Below are 17,139 nucleotides of genomic sequence, written 5' to 3' on the forward strand. Positions count from 1 at the left end.
CCCCACGGTGCGGGCAGCCTCGGTGCCGGAGGTGGTGCAGATGCACGCACGGCAGCGGCTCGGGCGGACGGGGGAGGACCTCGCCGTCGCGTACCTGGTGGACGACGGCTGGCGGGTCCTGGACAGGAACTGGTTCGCCGCGGACGGTGAGCTCGACGTCGTCGGGCTGGACGTCGCGGCGGACGCGGTGGTGGGCGTCGAGGTCAAGACCCGGCGGACCGCCACGTTCGGCAGCCCCGCGGAGGCGGTGACCCGCGGCAAGGTCCACCGGATGCGGCGCCTGCTCGCGACCTGGCTCGCCGAGCACGACGTGCACGCGGCGGAGGCGCGCCTCGACGTCGTGGCCATCACCCTGGCGCCCGGTGCCCCGCCCCTGCTGGAGCACCTGCGCGGGGTGGACCGGTGACGCTCGGGCGGACGCTCGCCGTCGGGCTGCTGGGGCTCACGGGCAGCGTCGTCGAGGTCGAGGCGCACCTCGCCGCCGCCCTGCCCGCGTTCGTGCTCGTCGGGCTGCCCGACGCCTCGCTCGCTGAGGCCCGCGACCGGGTGCGTGCCGCCGTCGGGTCGTCCGGGCTGACGTGGCCGAACCGGCGGGTCACCGTCAACCTCACCCCGGCCGGTGTCCCGAAGTCCGGGCCCGGCTTCGACCTCGCGGTCGCCGTCGCCGTGCTCGCCGCGTCCGGCCTCCTCGACGCCAGGCGTGCCGCGCGCACCGTGCACCTCGGCGAGCTCGGGCTCGACGGCCGCCTGCGTCCCGTGCGGGGCGTGCTCCCCGCGGTCGCGGCGGCCGTCGCCGCGGGGTGGCCGGACGTCGTGGTCCCGGTCGCCGACGTCCCCGAGGCCACCCTGGTGCCGGGCGCCCGCGTGGTCGGCTGCGCCTCCCTCGCGGCGGTCGTCGCGCGCCACGGCGGGCAGGTCGCGGTGCCCGACGTCGCGCCGGTCCCGCCGTCCCGGCGGACCGCCTCCGGCGGGACGTCGCGAGGTGATCTCTCCGACGTCCTCGGGCAGCACGAGGCGCGCTGGGCCGTCGAGGTCGCCGCGGCCGGCGCGCACCACCTGCTGCTGCTCGGCCCGCCGGGCGCGGGCAAGACCATGCTCGCGTCCCGGCTGCCCGGCGTCCTGCCCGACCTGGACGAGGCCGACGCCGTCGAGGTCACCGGGGTGCACTCCGTCGCGGGCGTCTTCGACCCCGATGGCGGGCTGCTGCGTCGACCGCCGTTCGAGGACCCGCACCACACCGCCACGGCGGCGAGCATCGTCGGCGGCGGCTCGGGCACACCGCGCCCCGGCGCGGCCTCGCGCGCGCACCGGGGCGTGCTCTTCCTCGACGAGGCCCCCGAGTTCCGGACGGCCGTCCTGCAGACCCTGCGGCAGCCGCTGGAGCACGGCGAGCTCGTCATCCACCGGGCCGCGGGCGCCGCCCGGTACCCGGCACGCTTCCAGCTCGTCCTCGCCGCCAACCCCTGCCCCTGCGGGCAGGCGTACGGCCAGGGCCTGGGCTGCGGGTGCACCTCGGGCGACCGGCGCCGGTACCTCGGGCGGCTCGACGGCCCGCTGCTCGACCGCGTGGACGTGCAGGTCGAGGTCCCGCCCGTCCGGCCGGGGACCCTGGGCCGGGACGCGGAGTCCACCGCCGACGTCGCCGAGCGCGTCGGCGCCGCCCGGACCGCCCAGCGCTCCCGGTGGCGCGGCACCCCGTGGCGGGTCAACTCCGAGGTCCCGGGCCGGGCCCTGCGTGACCTGCTGCGCCCTGACCCGGGCCTGCTCGCCGAGGTCGACACCGCCGTCGAGCAGGGCCGGCTCACGCTGCGGGGTGCGGACCGCGCGCTGCGGCTCGCGTGGACCGTCGCCGACCTCGCCGGTCGTGACGCGCCCACCCGGCCCGACGTCGACGCGGGCGTCGCGCTGCGCTCCCGTGGGCGGGCCGGGCTGTGACCGCGGACGACGCGGAGATCCGGGCCCGGGCGGCGTGGAGCCTGGTCGCCGAACCCGGGGACGCCGCCGCGGTGGCGGTCGTGGCGGCGCTCGGTGCCCCGGAGGCGCTCCGCTGGGCGACCTGGGCCGTCGGCGTCCGCCCGGACGAGGCCGAGCGCGCCCTGCGCGCCCGTGTCCGAGAGCACGGGAGTCCTGGTCGCACACCCGCCGTCGTCTCCGCCGCACCTCGCCCCGACGCCCCCGCTCCCGGTGACCGAGGCGGTGATCACCACGCGCTCGCTCGCGACCTCACCCTGCCGTCGGACCCGAGCACCGGGCCGGGAGCGGATCTCGCCGCCCAGGCGCTGCCCGTTCGTGGCACGTCCGCGCCGGCCCTGCTCCCCGCCTCGGCGGGTGCGGGCGCCCGCACACCTGCGGACGCCGCGCTGCGCGTCCTGGCCCGGGCGCTCCCGCGCTGGGCGCCCCGGTTGGCGGTGCTCGATCCGGGGCGCGCGCTCGACGCCCTCCACCGGCAGGACGGGAGGCTGCTGGTCCCGGGCAGCCCGGACTGGCCGTCGGGACTGGACGACCTCGGCCCCACCCGACCGCTGTGCCTGTGGGTCCGGGGGAGTACGGCGCTGGCGGCGCTCACGCAGCGGTCGGTCGCCGTCGTCGGGGCCCGAGCCGCCACCCCGTACGGCCAGCACGTCGCCACCGACCTCGGCGCGGACCTCGCCGCGACCGGCGTGACCGTGCTGTCCGGCGGGGCCTTCGGCATCGACGTCGCCGCCCACCGTGGTGCGCTGCGCGCGGGCGGGCCCTCGGTCGCCCTGCTCGCGGGCGGCGTGGACCGGCCGTCGCCCGAGGCCAACCGGCACGTCCTGGAGGCGCTGCTCGACGCGGGTGCCCTGGTCGCCGAGTCGCCACCCGGCTCCGTCCCGTCCCGGGCCCGCTTCCTGCAGCGCAACCGCCTGATCGCCGCGCTCGGGAGCGCCACCGTCGTCGTGGAGGCCGCGGCGCGCTCCGGGGCGCTCAGCACGGCCACGCACGCGGCCGACCTGCTGCGGCCCCTGGGTGCGGTCCCCGGACCCGTGACGTCCATGGCCTCGGTCGGCTGCCACCGGCTGCTGCGCAGCGGGGCGGCGGTCTGCGTGACGCGGACCGACGACGTGCTCGAGCTGCTCGGCGCCGCGTCGGGTGGCCCGCCGGACGCTGCCGACCCGGCCGGCGAGAGCCGCCCGGAGTCCACCTCGGCTCGCCAGGCCACGTCAGCGCCCGTCTCGCGCGCCCCGGCCCCGTCGCAGCCCGGATCACCGCCCTCCACCGTGGCGGAAGCCGGCGTGCCGGGCGCCGCGGGATCGCCTGGCTCGCCCCGCCCGACCGCGCCACGCTCCGTCTCGCCGCTCCCGACCGCGTCGGGGTCCGTCTCGCGTGGGCCAGGCGGGCCGTCCACGGCATCGCGCTCGTCTGCTGCCGCCCCTCCCTCGCTCCGCCCGACCCCCGCCGCAGGGACGCCGTCGACCGTGTCCCCGCCTGCGGACCCGACCGCGTCCCGGCCCGAGCAGGCGGGCGGTCGTCCCGCCGCGCGCGGAGCGCGCTCCCGGCGCCACCCGCCGGAGAGCGTCGCCGGGCGCGTGCTGGACGCCCTCGCGGCGCGTCGTGGGCGGGACGTGGCGGAGGTGGCGCGGAGGTCGGGGCTGTCGGTGCGGGAGGTCGTGTCCGCGCTGGGGGCGTTGGAGCTCGCGGGGGAGGCGTGCCGGGCGGAGGGCGGGTGGCGGCGCCCCTGAACGGGTGGTCGGCCGGGCGAAAATGTCACCGTACGGTCACGAATGTCACGGGAAGATGACGGTCGAGCATTGCCCGGCCTTGACTCCGGCACGTGCACATCTGTGGTCGACTGCGCAGGACCTTTGGCCCTGTCCCCGCGCCTCGCCCGGCGGAAAACGCTGTCACACCGATGGAGCACGACCACGCGGACACCAGATTGTCCACCAGGCGGACGCGAATCCCGACCCCTCGGTCGAGAACACCGGGAAAATCGGACGCGAAATCGGACATTTGACCGTGATTCGTACAGGGGTGGGTGAAACGCGCCACAGACGGCTTGTCCCCCCCAGGGGTGACGGGCGACCGTAGTCCCGTGCAGACGGGGGCTGAGGTGCTGACGGAGCGGGGGACCACCCCCGTGGCCGCGGACTTCGGCACCCACCTGCGGGCGCAGCGCGGCCTGTCCGAGAACACCGTCCGCGCGTACCTCGGTGACCTGGCCGACCTCGAGGGGTACGCCCGTCGCCACGGCCTGGGCGGGCTGACCGACGTCGACATCGCCGGTCTGCGGGGGTGGCTCGCGTCGATGGTCGCAGCCGACCGGAGCCGCGCGACCATGGCCCGCCGCAGCGCCGCCGCCCGCACCTTCTACGCCTGGGCCGCCCGCACCGGCCGCGTCGCGCAGGACCCCGCGCTCCGCCTGGCGGGCGCGCGTCCCGCCTCGCACCTGCCCACCGTGCTCGACCAGGGGGCGGCCGCCGCGCTGCTCGACACGGCGCGGACCCGGGCCGACGACGGCGACGCCGTGCACCTGCGCGACTGGGCCGCCCTGGAGCTGCTCTACGCGACCGGAGTCCGGGTCGGCGAGCTGTGCGGCGCCGACGTGGACGACCTCGACCTCGCCGAGCGGACGCTGCGCGTCACCGGCAAGGGCGACAAGCAGCGCGTCGTCCCGGTGGGGGAGGTCGCGGTCGAGGCCGTCGAGGCGTGGCTGGGCCGCGGTCGCCCCGTGCTCGCCACGGACGCCTCCGGCCCGGCGCTCCTGCTCGGGCGCCGCGGCGCCCGCGCCGACCAGCGGCAGCTCCGTGCCGCGGTGCACGCGGTCTCGCGGCTCGCGGACGTCGACGACGTCGCTCCGCACGCTCTGCGACACTCCGTGGCGACGCACCTGCTCGAGGGCGGCTCCGACCTGCGCAGCGTGCAGGAGGTGCTCGGCCACGCGAGCCTCGCGACCACCCAGCGCTACACCCACGTGACCGCGGACCGCCTCCGCGCGTCCTTCGAGCAGGCCCACCCCCGCGCATGACGTCCGAGATGGAGAGCCCCATGTCAGTTCCGGCTGAGGACACGGTCCAGCTGGCTGGCTCGCAGCGCCGCACCCAGAGCGCCCCCCTGGGTGTCATCCCGCGCCAGCAGGTGCTGGACCCGGAGCTCGAGGCCGAGCTCGGTGCTGTCGCGCAGCTCGTCGTCGCGGACGCCACCGAGGAGGCCGAGGCCGATCTCGACGCCGTGGTCGTCACGCTGACCGCCGTCGCCGCGCCCGAGGACGACGACGTCGACCTCGTCGTCGACCCGGTCGACGAGGACTGGCGGCTGTTCAAGTCCGGCGGCGACCGTCTGGTGCGCGAGCGGCTGATCCTGCACTACGCCCCGCTGGTGACGGCGGTCGCCGGACGTGTCGGCATGCGGCTGCCCGCGATGGTCGAGCAGGCCGACCTGGTCTCGTACGGCATGTTCGGCCTGATCGACGCGATCGAGAAGTACGAGCCCGGTCGCTCGGTCAAGTTCGAGACCTACGCCAGCTCGCGCATCCGTGGCGCGATCATCGACGAGCTCCGCGCGATGGACTGGATCCCGCGATCGGTCCGCACCAAGGCCCGCGCCGTCGACCGCGCCTACGCGGAGCTGGAGAGCTCGCTGCACCGCGTGCCGACCGAGAGCGAGGTCGCCGCCCGCCTGCAGATCGACGTCCGCGAGCTTCGTGCGCTGTTCACCCAGCTGTCCACCGTCAACGTGGCCGCGCTGGACGAGCTGCTGGGTGCGGGCGAGGACCGCGGCGACCGGCTGTCGCTGCTCGACACGCTCGGCGACGACCGCACGCCCGACCCGGAGACCACCTTCGAGGCGCAGGAGACGAAGTTCCTCCTCGCCCGCGCGATCGACCAGCTCGGCGAGCGCGAGAAGCTCGTCCTGGTCCTCTACTACTACGAGGGCATGACGCTCGCGGAGATCGGCCGCGTGCTCGGGGTCACCGAGTCCCGGATCTCGCAGATGCACACCGCGGCGATGCTCCGCCTGCGGGCGCGCCTCACCGAGGCGGACCGCGGCTGACCCCCACCCGCCGACCCGGACCCCCGCGCCGCGCGAGCAACACCACGGTCGCACCCCGCAGCAGCAGCATCGGGTCCAGGTAGACGTCGCCGTCGCGCACGCCCCAGTGCACGCACGTCGGGGTGCAGTGCGTCCGGCCCTCGGCGACGAGGCCGACGACGCCGCCGGCGACCACGCGCGCGCCCACCTCGACGAGCGCGTCGACCGGCTCGACCGAGCTGCGCAGGCCGTCGTCGTGCCGGACGGTCAGGACCGGGCGGTCCACCACCCACCCCGCGTACGTGACGACACCGGCCCGAGGTGCGAGGACGGGGGTGCCCACGGGTGCGTCCAGGTCGACACCGCGGTGCCCGGCCAGCCACGGCCTCGCCGGGGCGTCGAACGGTGCGACCACCCGCAGGTCGGCCACGGGCGCCCGCCACGCCGAGGTCGCGGCACCGGTCGCGCGAGTCACGTCCGGCTCGGTCGATCCGGCGGCGCTGACGAGCACGCCCGGTGCGGTGGGCGCGCTCCGGGCCGCCGTGGTCGCTGCCCCGGGAGCCGCGCGTGCCGCCGGGCCCCGTGCGCCGACCGGCGCGAAGGCGAGCACGAGGGCTACCGCGGGGGCGAGCACCCGCCGCGTCGCACTCCCGGCGTCAAGCCGGCTCGGACGGCGCGGGCGGGTCAGCGCCGACAGCCGCGACGGACCGGCTCGGCCCGTCGGGCGCCAGGGTGGACCGGGGTGGGGGAGCCTGACTGGGCGGGCCGAGCGGGGGAGCAGGGACATGCCGCCGACGCTGCCCGGAGACGCGTCGCCTCGTCGCGCCTCGCGCCGTGATCCTGGGGACCGTGCGCGGCGCGGCGTCCTGTGCACCGCTCGGCGGCCGCTCGCCGAGCCGGACGGGGACACGGGCCCCCGACAGGGGCGGCCCCGCCGCCGACCCACCCCCGAGAGCCGGACGCCGGGCGTGCCCACGGTCACGCCGTCCGCGTCCCGGGCGCTGGTCCCGGTCCGGTAGACTTCTCGCTGCGACCGGTACGTGCCGGTCGACATCGCGCGTCATCACCGAGGCGCGCACCCCACCTCCGTCGTCCGCGACGGCCCACGGGTGCGTGCGGAGGGCCGACGTCGGCAGCGGTCCGGGTTCGTCCCGGCGTCGACGTGGGCGTGGCGCCAGGGGTGCCGCCCGTCGTGGGTGGTGCCGACAACCGGACGAACGGGTCCGCCCAGGCGGGCCCGTGATCAGCGTGCGCACCCCGCGGGTGCGTCGGAAGGACGTGCCATGGCCGTCGTGACCATGCGCCAGCTGCTCGAGAGCGGTGTCCACTTCGGGCACCAGACCCGTCGCTGGAACCCCAAGATGAAGCGCTTCATCTTCACCGAGCGCAACGGCATCTACATCGTCGACCTCCAGCAGTCGCTGTCGTACATCGACCGCGCCTACGAGTTCGTCAAGGAGACGGTCGCCCACGGCGGCACCATCCTGTTCGTCGGCACGAAGAAGCAGGCGCAGGAGCCCGTGGCCGAGCAGGCCGCCCGCGTCGGCATGCCGTACGTGAACCAGCGCTGGCTCGGTGGCATGCTCACCAACTTCCAGACGGTGAACAAGCGCCTGCAGCGCCTCAAGGAGCTCGAGCTCATCGACTTCGACGACGTCGCGGGCAGCGCGTTCACGAAGAAGGAGCTGCTCATCATGCGCCGCGAGAAGGACAAGCTCGCGAAGACGCTGGGCGGCATCCGCGACATGACCCGGACCCCGTCCGCGGTCTGGATCGTCGACACCAACAAGGAGCACCTCGCGGTCGACGAGGCGCGCAAGCTCGGCATCCCGATCGTCGCGATCCTCGACACCAACTGCGACCCCGACGTCGTGGACTACCCGATCCCGGGCAACGACGACGCGATCCGCGCCGTGCAGCTGCTGACCCGCGTGATCGCGGACGCCGCCGCCGAGGGCACCCTGCAGCGCCACTCCGCCCGCCAGGGTGGCGGCGCCGAGGCCGCCCCGGCCGACTCCGAGCCGCTGGCCGAGTGGGAGCGCGAGCTCCTGGCCGGCGCCGAGCAGCAGCTCGCCGAGACGCCCGCCGCCGAGGCCGAGGCCCCCGCCGCCGAGACCGCCGCGACCGAGGCCCCCGCGGCCGAGGCCACCGAGGCGCCCGCCGCTGCCGAGGGCGACGCCGAGTCCAAGTGACCCGGTCCGCCACTCACACGCACTGACGAGAAGGACGGAAGCACAGATGGCTAACCTGGCTGACATCAAGGCGCTGCGCGAGAAGACCGGCGCGGGCATGCTCGACGTCAAGAAGGCGCTCGAGGAGGCCGGCGGCGACGTCGACAAGGCCCTCGAGATCATCCGCGTCAAGGGCCTGAAGGGCGTCTCCAAGCGCGAGGGCCGCTCGGCCTCCGACGGCCTGGTCGCGGCCGAGGTCGTCACCGCCGGTGACGGCGACGCCGAGGTCGGCGTGATCGTGGAGATCAACTCCGAGACGGACTTCGTCGCGAAGAACGCCACGTTCATCACGCTGTCGGAGAAGGTCCTCGCGACCGCCGTCGCGAGCGGTGCCCGCGACGCGGACGCGCTGCTCGGCGCCGACGTCGACGGCCGTGCCCTGACGGAGGTCGTCGACGAGACGGCCGCCACCCTGGGCGAGAAGGTCGTCGTGCGCCGCGTGGCCCGCGTCGCCGGCGAGAAGGTCGCGCTCTACCTGCACAAGGTCAACAAGGACCTCCCCCCGCAGGTCGGCGTGCTCGTCGCGACCGACGCCAAGGGCGCCGAGGTGGCCCGGGACATCGCGACGCACATCGCCGCGTTCTCCCCGACCTACCTGACGCGTGACGAGGTCCCGGCCGAGACGGTCGAGAACGAGCGTCGCATCGCCGAGGAGACGGCCCGCAACGAGGGCAAGCCCGAGGCGGCGCTGCCGAAGATCGTCGAGGGTCGTCTGACCGGGTACTTCAAGGACGTCGTCCTGCTGGACCAGCCGTTCGCGAAGGACTCGAAGAAGTCCGTCGCGCAGGTGCTCGCCGAGGTCGGCGGCACCGTGACCGGCTTCGTGCGGTTCCGCGTCGGCGCCTGACGACGCACCATCCGGTGGCCCCGGCCCGACCAGGGCCGGGGCCACCGGCGCGACACCCCTCGCGCACCCCGCCCGCCGACACCCCTGGAGGATCCCCATGACCGACGAGAACCACCCGCGGCGGGTGCTGCTCAAGCTCTCCGGCGAGGCGTTCGGCGGCGGGTCGATCGGCCTGGACCCCACGGTCGTGCGGCGGGTCGCCGCCGAGATCGGCGCGGCCGTCGCGGACGGCGTGCAGGTCGCGATCGTCTGCGGTGGCGGCAACTTCTTCCGCGGCGCGGAGCTGGCCCAGAACGGCCTGGACCGGGCGCGCGCGGACTACATGGGCATGCTGGGCACGGTCATGAACTGCCTGGCGCTGCAGGACTTCCTGGAGCAGGCCGGCGTGGACACGCGCGTGCAGACCGCCATCACGATGGGTCAGGTCGCCGAGCCGTACATCCCGCTGCGCGCCATCCGGCACCTCGAGAAGGGCCGCGTCGTGATCTTCGGCGCCGGCGCCGGCATGCCGTACTTCTCCACCGACACCGTCTGCGTCCAGCGCGCGCTGGAGACGCACTGCGACGAGGTCCTCATGGGCAAGAACGGCGTGGACGCGGTGTACTCCGCGGACCCCCGGACGAACCCGGACGCCGTCCGCCTGGAGCACCTCACCTACACGGAGGCGATCGTGCAGGAGCTCGGGGTCATGGACTCCACGGCCCTGTCGATGTGCCGGGACAACGGCGTGCGGATGCGCGTGTTCGGGCTCGAGGAGCCCGGCAACGTCACCCGGGTGCTCCGGGGTGAGAAGATCGGGACGCTGGTCACCGAGGACTGAGCCCCGGCTCACCGCCTCCGCGACCGGCGCCGACCACGCCGCGCACCCACCGCCCAGCAGCACCGCAGCACCCGAACGAAGGAGCAACCGTGATCGACGAGATCCTCCTCGAGGCCGAGGAGAAGATGGACAAGGCCGTCGAGGTCGCCAAGGAGGACTTCGCGGCGATCCGGACCGGCCGGGCGAACGCGGCGATGTTCAACAAGATCGTGGTCGACTACTACGGCAGCCCGACCCCGCTGCAGCAGCTCGCGTCGTTCAACGTGACCGAGGCGCGCACGATCCTCATCTCCCCGTTCGACAAGTCGTCGATGCAGGGCATCGAGAAGGCCCTGCGCGACTCGGACCTGGGCGTGAACCCCACGAACGACGGCAACGTCATCCGGGTGACCCTGCCGACGCTGACGACCGAGCGCCGCAAGGAGTTCGTGAAGCTCGCGAAGACCAAGGCGGAGGACGCCCGCATCTCGGTGCGCAACGTCCGCCGCCGCGCGAAGGACGAGCTGGACCGCCTGGTGAAGGACGGCGAGGCCGGCGAGGACGAGGTCTCGCGCGCGGAGAAGGAGCTCGAGGGCGTCACCAAGCGCCACGTCGAGCTGGTCGACACGCTGCTGTCGTCCAAGGAGTCCGAGCTGCTCGAGGTCTGATGTCCACCCCTCCCGCCGTCGCCCCGGCGCCGGGCACCTCGCGTGCCGGTCGGGACCTGCCCGTCGCCGTCGCCGTCGGCCTCGGGCTGCTCGTGCTCGTCGCGGCGTCCCTGTTCCTCCGCAAGGAGGTGTTCGGGGTCGTCGCGATGGTCGCGGTCGGCGCGGGGCTGTGGGAGCTCGCCCAGGCGTTCGCGCGCCGGGGCGTGCACATCCCGGTGCTGCCGCTGCTCGTCGGCGACGTCGGCATCCTGGTGTCCGCGTACCTGGCGGGCATGGAGGCGCTGTTCGTCGCGTTCGTGCTGACGGTCGGCGGCATCGTCGTGTGGCGGGTGCTGGACGGCAGCGGGCCGCGTGCGGTCCGCGACGCGACGGCGGGTGTGCTCGCCGCCGCGTACCTGCCGCTCATGGCCGGCTTCGTGGTCCTCATGCTCGCGGCGGACGACGGCCCGATGCGGGTCGCGCTGTTCATCCTGCTGTGCGTCGCGAACGACACCGGCGGCTACGTCGTCGGGGTCCTGATCGGACGGCACCCGCTGGCGCCGTCGGTCAGCCCGAAGAAGACCTGGGAGGGCCTGCTCGGCTCGGTCGTGCTCGCGAGCGTGATCGGCGTGCTGGGCATCCACTTCCTGTTCGACGGCGACCCGGCGCTCGGTGCGCTGCTCGGCGTCGCCACCGTCGCGGTCGCCACGCTGGGCGACCTCGGCGAGTCGATGATCAAGCGGGACCTCGAGCTCAAGGACATGGGGACGCTGCTCCCCGGTCACGGGGGCATCCTGGACCGCATCGACTCCATGCTGCTGGCCGCGCCGGTCGTGTACCTGCTGCTCGACGCGCTCCAGCCCGTCGCCTGACGGCGCCCCGGCCCCACCCCTCGTACGCCCCCACAGCCCGCACACCCCCCAAGCCCCCCGAGGAGGCCCGCGTGAGCGCCACGCCCGTCGCACTCAACCTGTCCGGCCCCACCCGGGGCGCACGCGGCAAGCCGCCGAAGCACTTCGTCGACCTCACGCCCGAGGAGCGCGTCGAGGCCGTCACCGCGCTCGGCGAGAAGCCGCTGCGCGCCAAGCAGCTCGCGACGCACTACTTCAGCCACCTGACGACCGACCCGGCCGCCATGACGGACCTGCCCGCGGCGAGCCGCGACAAGCTCGTCGAGGCGCTGTTCCCGCAGCTGCTGACGGCGGCGCGGACCATGCAGGCCGACGGCGGCACGACCGTCAAGACGCTGTGGCACCTGTTCGACGGCGCCAAGGTCGAGTCCGTGCTCATGCGGTACGCGCACCGCTCGACGCTGTGCGTGTCCAGCCAGGCCGGCTGCGGCATGGCGTGCCCGTTCTGCGCGACCGGCCAGCTCGGCCTGACCCGGAACCTGTCGACCGCCGAGGTGGTCGAGCAGGTCCGCTCCGCCGCCGCCGCTCTGGAGGCGGGGGAGGTCCCGGGCGGACCGACCCGGCTGTCCAACGTCGTCTTCATGGGCATGGGCGAGCCGCTCGCGAACTACAAGACCGTCATGGAGACCGTGCGCCGCATGATCGCGCCCGTCCCCGACGGCCTCGGCATGTCCGCCCGCAACATCACGGTCTCGACGGTCGGCCTGGTGCCCGCGATGCGCAAGCTCGCGAAGGAGGGTATCCCCGTCACCCTCGCGCTGTCCCTGCACGCGCCCGACGACGAGCTGCGCAACGAGCTCGTGCCGATCAACACCCGGTGGAGCGTCAAGGAGACCATCGACGCCGCCTACGAGTACTTCCAGGCGACCGGCCGCCGGGTGTCCATCGAGTACGCGCTCATGAAGGACATCAACGACCACGCGTGGCGCGCGGACCTGCTCGGCACCGAGCTCAACCGGCGCGGCCGCGGGTGGGTGCACTGCAACCCGATCCCGCTGAACCCCACCCCGGGTTCGAAGTGGACGGCGAGCGATCCCGAGGTCGAGGCCGAGTTCGTGGCACGCTTGCGCGCACACGGCATCCCGACCACCGTCCGGGACACCCGTGGCAGCGACATCGACGGTGCGTGCGGCCAGCTGGCGGCGGAGGAGGACTGATGAGCGGCGGTGCCATGTTCCGGCGGGTCTCGGGGATGCGCACGGGGTACCACCCCGAGGAGGTCGACGACTTCTTCACGCACGCCCGCTCGGTGTACGAGCAGGGCCCGGCGGGTGCGCTGTCGAGCAAGGACGTGCGGACCGTGGCGTTCGACCTCGTCCGGCACGGGTACTCCACCACCGCCGTGGACGCCGCCCTCGACCGCCTCGAGGCGGCGTTCGTCGCCCGAGCGCGCGCGGACTTCATCGCCGAGCGCGGGCGCCAGGCGTGGCTGGAGGGCCTCGCCGAGCAGGCCCGCACCCTTTACGGCCGCCTGACCCGGCCGGACGGCGACCGGTTCGACCCGCCGAAGGGCCGCCAGCCCGGCTACCGCGCCGAGGACGTCGACGCGCTGTGCGCCCGTCTCGTCGCGTACTTCGACACGAACACGCCGCTGACCGCGCAGGAGGTGCGCTCGGCGGTGTTCGCCCGCAAGAAGGGCGCCGACGCGTACGCCGAGGCCCCGGTGGACGCGTTCCTGGAGCGCGCCGTGGACGTGCTGCTCGCCGCCGAGTAGACCCGCACGCACGACGAGGGCGGACCCGTTCAGGGCCCGCCCTCGTCGTCACGACCAGCGCCGCGCGCGGCGCGCCGCCCAGCGGATCCGTTGCCGCCGGGTCCCGGTGAACGGGCGCCAGCCGATGACGGCCAGGAGCGTCAGCACCGCGGCGGTGACCGCCAGGGACGTCGCCATCCGGTCCGCGTAGAGCGGGATCGCCTCGCCGAGCAGGTCCGGGCGGCGGATCCGGCTGGCGTACTCCCGGGCTCCTGCCTCCGTCCGGTACCGGATCCAGGCCCGGCCGGGGCCGAGGACCACCGCGACCGTGGCCGCGCCCGCGACGGCCGCGACGAGGCGGCGCAGGGGGAGCACCTCGGGCCGGACACCGAGCGCGCGGCCGACGAACGAGCCGCACAGGGCGGGGACGAGGAAGGTCAGCAGCGGGACGAGCCCCGGGTCGCCGTACTCCTCGAGCGACAGCAGGGCCGCGCCGAAGCCCCTCGCGCTGGGTCCGGGACTCGAGTAGCGGATCGTGGAGCGCAGGTCGAGGCTGGCGAGCAGGCTGATGACCGCCCATCCCAGGAGGAACATCGCCCCGGCGAGCCGCCGCATGGCGACCTGCCGAGGCTCGTGCCGCGTCACCCACTCCTCGCTGCGCGCGACTGCGTTCTCACGGGCGTCCGGGTCGCCGTCCGGGAGGTCGGGGTCCGGGGTGCCGCAGCCGGGGCAGACCAGCTCCTGCGGCAGGCAGTCCACGCCGCAGCGGATGCACTGCCAGCCCGCCCGGGTGCCGCGTTCGATCACCAGCCGTTGTAGCGCATGAGGCGCTCGGCGAGCCGACCGGAGTTGCTGGCGATCATGGCGGTGTAGTTCACGCGGGCCAGGAACGACGTGGCGACGAACTTCACGCAGGTGGTGTCGCACGGTCGTTCCTCCCTGGTCGGTGCACGGGGCACGGACGACCCGGCCCCAGGGCACCGTGGCACGTCGGATCCGGCACCTCTGACGGACCGGCGGGTGCTACGGACCCGACCTCGGTGCTGGTACGGACAGGGCGTCCGGGTCGTGGACGCGGGTCCGTCGGGCAGGATGGACCGGATGAGCCCCCGTACCGTCGTCCTGCTCGGTTCCACCGGTTCGATCGGCACCCAGGCCGTCGACGTCATCACCCGGCACCCCGACCGGTTCCGGGTCACCGGGATCAGCGCCGGCGGCGCGGACCCGGTCGCGCTGGCCCGCCAGGCGGTCGCCCTCGGGGTGCAGACCGTCGCCGTGGCCGACCCGGACGCGGCGGGCACGGTGTTCGCCGAGGTGGTGCGCGCGTCCGCCGAGGCGGGCCTGAACCAGGTCGGCGTCGAGGTGCTGACCGGCCCGGACGCGGCGTCGCAGCTCGCCGCGCGGGGCGCCGACGTCGTGCTGAACGGCATCACCGGCTCCGTCGGGCTGGGCCCGACGCTGGCCGCGCTGGGCGCCGGCAGCGTCCTCGCGCTGGCCAACAAGGAGTCCCTGGTGGCGGGCGGCCCGCTGGTGCGCGCCGCGGTGCAGCGCCCCGGGCAGGTCGTCCCGGTGGACTCGGAGCACTCCGCCATCGCGCAGTGCCTGCGCGGCGGGCGCCGGTCGGAGGTGCGGCGGCTGGTGCTGACCGCGTCGGGCGGGCCGTTCCGGGGTCGCACCCGGGCCGAGCTCGCGGACGTGACCGCCGAGCAGGCGCTCGCGCACCCGACGTGGTCGATGGGTCCGGTGGTGACGGTCAACTCCGCGACGATGGTCAACAAGGGCCTGGAGCTCATCGAGGCGCACCTGCTGTTCGACGTGCCCGTCGCGGACATCTCCGTGGTGGTGCACCCGCAGTCGGTGGTGCACTCGATGGTCGAGTTCGCGGACGGGTCCACGATCGCGCAGGCGTCGCCGCCGGACATGCGGCTGCCGATCGCCCTGGGGCTGTCGTGGCCGGACCGGCTCCCGGAGGCGGCGGCCCCGGTGGACTGGACGCGCGCGGGCCGGTGGGACTTCGAGCCGCTGGACGAGGACGTGTTCGGCGCGGTCGCGCTGGCCCGCGCGGCGGTCGCGGCGTCGGCGACGCACCCGGCCGTGTACAACGCCGCGAACGAGGAGGCCGTGGCGGCGTTCCTCGCGGGGCGCATCGGGTTCCTGGACGTCGTGGCGACGGTCGAGGAGGTGCTGCGGGAGCACGACGGCGGCCCGGTGCGGGACGTGGCCGACGTGCACGCGGCGGAGGACTGGGCCCGTGCCCGTGCCCGGGAGCGCGTCGCTGCGGCAGGATGAGGTCATGACCAGCGACGACGCGCGGCCCGGTGACCCTTACGGCTACCTCCTGGTGCACTTCGTCGAGGATCCGGACGGCTTCGCGGAGCGGATCCACCTGGACGTGAGCGCGGGCGACGACCCGACGTCCTGGGTGCCGCTGAACGGCGGGCGCCCGGTGCTCGCCTCGCACCTGGGCACCACGGGCGTCCGGGACCCGTACCTGGTCCAGGACCCGCACGGCCGGTCCTACGTGGTCGCCACGGACCTGCGGGTGTTCCACGACCGCCCGGGCGGGGTCACGGACGCGCCGGACGACGCCCCGGACGGCTACGTGCCCTGGTACGAGCACCGGTGGCTGAGCCGGGACCTCGTGGTGTGGGCGTCGGACGACCTGGTCGAGTGGTCGGAGCCGTGGCTGCTGCGGGTCGCGCCGCCGACGGCGGGCCGCGCGTGGGCGCCCGAGGCGACGTGGGTGGAGGACTACGACGGGCGGGGGAGCAGCGGGTTCGCGCTGTACTGGTCGTCGACGGTGTTCGCGGACGACGACCCCGACCGCAGCGGCACGCCGACCTCGGACACCCTGGTCGCGTTCACGGCGGACTTCACGCAGGCGGACCTGGACGCCCGCAACCCCGACGGCCCGGGGCTGATGCACCGCGCGCAGGGCGAGGTCGACGCGATCGACGCCTCGGTGCGGACGGTCGACGGCGTGACGTACCGGGCGATCAAGGAGAACGGCCCGGGCGCGCGCGGCGTGGTGTTCGCCCGGACGACCGCCCGCGAGTGGTGGCGCGCGGGCACCGACTGGCAGGTGCTGCAGACCCGGATCGGCGCCGACGAGTACGGGGAGGTCGAAGCGCCGCTGTTCTTCCGGCACCACGACGGCCGCGCGTGGACGCTCATGGTCGACCAGTACGGCGAGCGCGGCCAGGGCTACCGGGCGTTCACGACCACGGACCCGGACGCCGCGGAGCCGTGGCGCAGCCTCGGCCCGTCGGCGATGTCCGGCATGGTCCCGCCGACCAAGCACGGTGGCGTCCTGCCGCTGACCCGCGCCGCCTACGACGCGGTCCGCGCGGGCGACGTGCGCTCCGCGACGGACCCGGAGCCGGTGGGCGCCACCCCGGGGACGGTCCCGGCGCTGCCGCCGACGGTCGCGGCGACCGCGTCCGACGGCCGCACCCGCCTCACGGCCGTCACCTGGGACCCGGTGGACCCCGCCGCGCTGCGCCCCGGTGCGGTCGTCGAGGTCCGGGGCGTCGTCGCCGGGTACGCCGCGCAGCGCGACGGCGTGCAGAACGACGACACCTGGGCTCCCGACCCGGAGCGCCCGCGCACGCTCGTGGTGACGCGCCCGGTGACGGTGACGCAGCGGATCGAGGTCAGCGGGTCCGCGGCAGCCGGGTGAGCGCCGATTCCGCGCCCGCGAGCAGGTCCGCGAGGGTGCGGCCGACGAGGTTCGCGACGGCGACGCCGTCCGGCCCCAGCGGCCCGGTCCACGCGACGCCGGAGCCGGCCAGCCCGAGCGGGAGGCCGTGCCCGGGCTCCGGCTCCGGGGCGGGACCGCCCCAGGCGTGCGTCACGGGGACGAGGCGGGCGGCGGGCACCAGGTCCAGCAGGGCGTCCCGCACCCGCCGGGTCGCCGCGAGGTCCTGGCCGGGGTCGCGCCGCCACAGGCGGGCGAGGCGGGTGCGGCGGGCGGGTCCGGTCGCGACCAGGCGGTCCTGCGCCGTGCGCAGGACGCGCAGC

At 75.2% G+C, this 17,139-nt stretch carries 16 protein-coding genes and 1 pseudogene; 14 read left to right on the forward strand and 3 right to left on the reverse strand.

Annotated elements, in window-relative coordinates:
* Window positions 1-40 precede the first annotated feature (40 nt).
* From EBM89_RS07365 to whiG, 5 genes are all read left to right on the forward strand, one after another.
* Window positions 41-406, forward strand: a complete 366-nt coding sequence (locus EBM89_RS07365; protein ID WP_122148819.1) for a YraN family protein — start codon at window positions 41-43, stop codon at window positions 404-406.
* Window positions 403-1,935: a YifB family Mg chelatase-like AAA ATPase gene (locus EBM89_RS07370; protein WP_122148804.1), complete on the forward strand. Its 1,533-nt coding sequence runs from the start codon at window positions 403-405 to the stop codon at window positions 1,933-1,935. Before EBM89_RS07365 ends, EBM89_RS07370 begins: the two co-directional genes overlap by 4 nt.
* A complete protein-coding gene (dprA, locus tag EBM89_RS22530) occupies window positions 1,932-3,701 on the forward strand; it encodes a DNA-processing protein DprA (RefSeq protein WP_158609558.1) in 1,770 nt (589 codons plus the stop codon). Before EBM89_RS07370 ends, dprA begins: the two co-directional genes overlap by 4 nt.
* A 353-nt stretch (window positions 3,702-4,054) precedes the next feature.
* Window positions 4,055-4,987, forward strand: a complete 933-nt coding sequence (locus tag EBM89_RS07380) for a tyrosine recombinase XerC (protein WP_122148805.1) — start codon at window positions 4,055-4,057, stop codon at window positions 4,985-4,987.
* A 20-nt stretch (window positions 4,988-5,007) separates the two neighbouring features.
* Window positions 5,008-6,012, forward strand: a complete 1,005-nt coding sequence (gene whiG, locus EBM89_RS07385) for an RNA polymerase sigma factor WhiG (protein ID WP_122148806.1) — start codon at window positions 5,008-5,010, stop codon at window positions 6,010-6,012.
* Here whiG and EBM89_RS22040 read toward each other — a convergent pair.
* Window positions 5,990-6,466 (reverse strand): M23 family metallopeptidase, encoded by a 477-nt coding sequence (locus EBM89_RS22040; RefSeq protein ID WP_158609560.1) that lies wholly within the window; start codon window positions 6,464-6,466, stop codon window positions 5,990-5,992. The two genes, whiG and EBM89_RS22040, sit on opposite strands and share 23 nt — an antisense overlap.
* 808 nt (window positions 6,467-7,274) lie before the next feature.
* Here EBM89_RS22040 and rpsB point away from each other — a divergent pair.
* The 7 genes from rpsB (at window position 7,275) to EBM89_RS07425 (ending at window position 13,140) form a co-directional block, all read left to right on the forward strand.
* Entirely contained in the window at window positions 7,275-8,183 is a 909-nt protein-coding gene (gene rpsB / locus EBM89_RS07395) for a 30S ribosomal protein S2 (RefSeq protein ID WP_122148808.1), read from the forward strand.
* A gap of 46 nt (window positions 8,184-8,229) precedes the next feature.
* On the forward strand, window positions 8,230-9,069 hold the full coding sequence (gene tsf, locus EBM89_RS07400) for a translation elongation factor Ts (protein ID WP_122148809.1): 840 nt from the start codon (window positions 8,230-8,232) through the stop codon (window positions 9,067-9,069).
* A 97-nt stretch (window positions 9,070-9,166) separates the two neighbouring features.
* Window positions 9,167-9,889, forward strand: coding sequence for a UMP kinase (gene pyrH / locus EBM89_RS07405; RefSeq protein WP_122148810.1), 723 nt, complete (start codon window positions 9,167-9,169; stop codon window positions 9,887-9,889).
* 89 nt (window positions 9,890-9,978) lie between these two features.
* Window positions 9,979-10,536 carry a ribosome recycling factor gene (gene frr / locus EBM89_RS07410; protein WP_122148811.1) on the forward strand — a complete coding sequence of 186 codons (558 nt, stop codon included), beginning with the start codon at window positions 9,979-9,981 and terminating at the stop codon, window positions 10,534-10,536.
* Complete coding sequence (locus EBM89_RS07415) at window positions 10,536-11,387, forward strand: phosphatidate cytidylyltransferase (protein WP_122148812.1); 852 nt, start codon at window positions 10,536-10,538, stop codon at window positions 11,385-11,387. The genes frr and EBM89_RS07415 overlap by 1 nt, the downstream gene beginning before the upstream one ends.
* A gap of 71 nt (window positions 11,388-11,458) precedes the next feature.
* Window positions 11,459-12,583: a dual-specificity RNA methyltransferase RlmN gene (gene rlmN, locus EBM89_RS07420; RefSeq protein WP_122148813.1), complete on the forward strand. Its 1,125-nt coding sequence runs from the start codon at window positions 11,459-11,461 to the stop codon at window positions 12,581-12,583.
* Entirely contained in the window at window positions 12,583-13,140 is a 558-nt protein-coding gene (locus tag EBM89_RS07425; RefSeq protein WP_122148814.1) for a DivIVA domain-containing protein, read from the forward strand. The genes rlmN and EBM89_RS07425 overlap by 1 nt, the downstream gene beginning before the upstream one ends.
* 48 nt (window positions 13,141-13,188) lie before the next feature.
* On the opposite strand, the gene EBM89_RS07430 is transcribed toward EBM89_RS07425, so the two are convergent.
* Window positions 13,189-13,926 (reverse strand): hypothetical protein, encoded by a 738-nt coding sequence (locus EBM89_RS07430; protein ID WP_122148815.1) that lies wholly within the window; start codon window positions 13,924-13,926, stop codon window positions 13,189-13,191.
* A gap of 294 nt (window positions 13,927-14,220) precedes the next feature.
* On the opposite strand from EBM89_RS07430, the gene dxr reads away from it, so the two are divergent.
* Complete coding sequence (dxr, locus tag EBM89_RS07435) at window positions 14,221-15,408, forward strand: 1-deoxy-D-xylulose-5-phosphate reductoisomerase (protein ID WP_122148816.1); 1,188 nt, start codon at window positions 14,221-14,223, stop codon at window positions 15,406-15,408.
* A 4-nt stretch (window positions 15,409-15,412) separates the two neighbouring features.
* Window positions 15,413-16,798, forward strand: a complete 1,386-nt coding sequence (locus EBM89_RS07440) for an Ig-like domain-containing protein (RefSeq protein WP_147463479.1) — start codon at window positions 15,413-15,415, stop codon at window positions 16,796-16,798.
* On the opposite strand, the pseudogene EBM89_RS22425 reads toward EBM89_RS07440, so the two are convergent.
* Window positions 16,773-17,139, reverse strand: a pseudogene (locus tag EBM89_RS22425) (FAD-dependent oxidoreductase); the annotation flags it as partial. The gene EBM89_RS07440 and the pseudogene EBM89_RS22425 overlap by 26 nt on opposite strands.

This window comes from Cellulomonas triticagri (assembly GCF_003696205.1).
In the GTDB taxonomy this organism is placed as follows: Bacteria; Actinomycetota; Actinomycetes; order Actinomycetales; family Cellulomonadaceae; genus Cellulomonas; species Cellulomonas triticagri.

What these genes read in the sequence shown, in the direction of transcription:
- EBM89_RS07365 (WP_122148819.1), top strand. Translation starts at nt 41, where the DNA reads ATGCACGCACGGCAGCGGCTCGGGCGGACGGGGGAGGACCTCGCCGTC.
- whiG (WP_122148806.1), top strand. Translation starts at nt 5,008, where the DNA reads ATGTCAGTTCCGGCTGAGGACACGGTCCAGCTGGCTGGCTCGCAGCGC.
- rpsB (WP_122148808.1), top strand. Translation starts at nt 7,275, where the DNA reads ATGGCCGTCGTGACCATGCGCCAGCTGCTCGAGAGCGGTGTCCACTTC.
- tsf (WP_122148809.1), top strand. Translation starts at nt 8,230, where the DNA reads ATGGCTAACCTGGCTGACATCAAGGCGCTGCGCGAGAAGACCGGCGCG.
- pyrH (WP_122148810.1), top strand. Translation starts at nt 9,167, where the DNA reads ATGACCGACGAGAACCACCCGCGGCGGGTGCTGCTCAAGCTCTCCGGC.
- EBM89_RS07415 (WP_122148812.1), top strand. Translation starts at nt 10,536, where the DNA reads ATGTCCACCCCTCCCGCCGTCGCCCCGGCGCCGGGCACCTCGCGTGCC.
- EBM89_RS07425 (WP_122148814.1), top strand. Translation starts at nt 12,583, where the DNA reads ATGAGCGGCGGTGCCATGTTCCGGCGGGTCTCGGGGATGCGCACGGGG.
- dxr (WP_122148816.1), top strand. Translation starts at nt 14,221, where the DNA reads ATGAGCCCCCGTACCGTCGTCCTGCTCGGTTCCACCGGTTCGATCGGC.
- EBM89_RS07440 (WP_147463479.1), top strand. Translation starts at nt 15,413, where the DNA reads ATGACCAGCGACGACGCGCGGCCCGGTGACCCTTACGGCTACCTCCTG.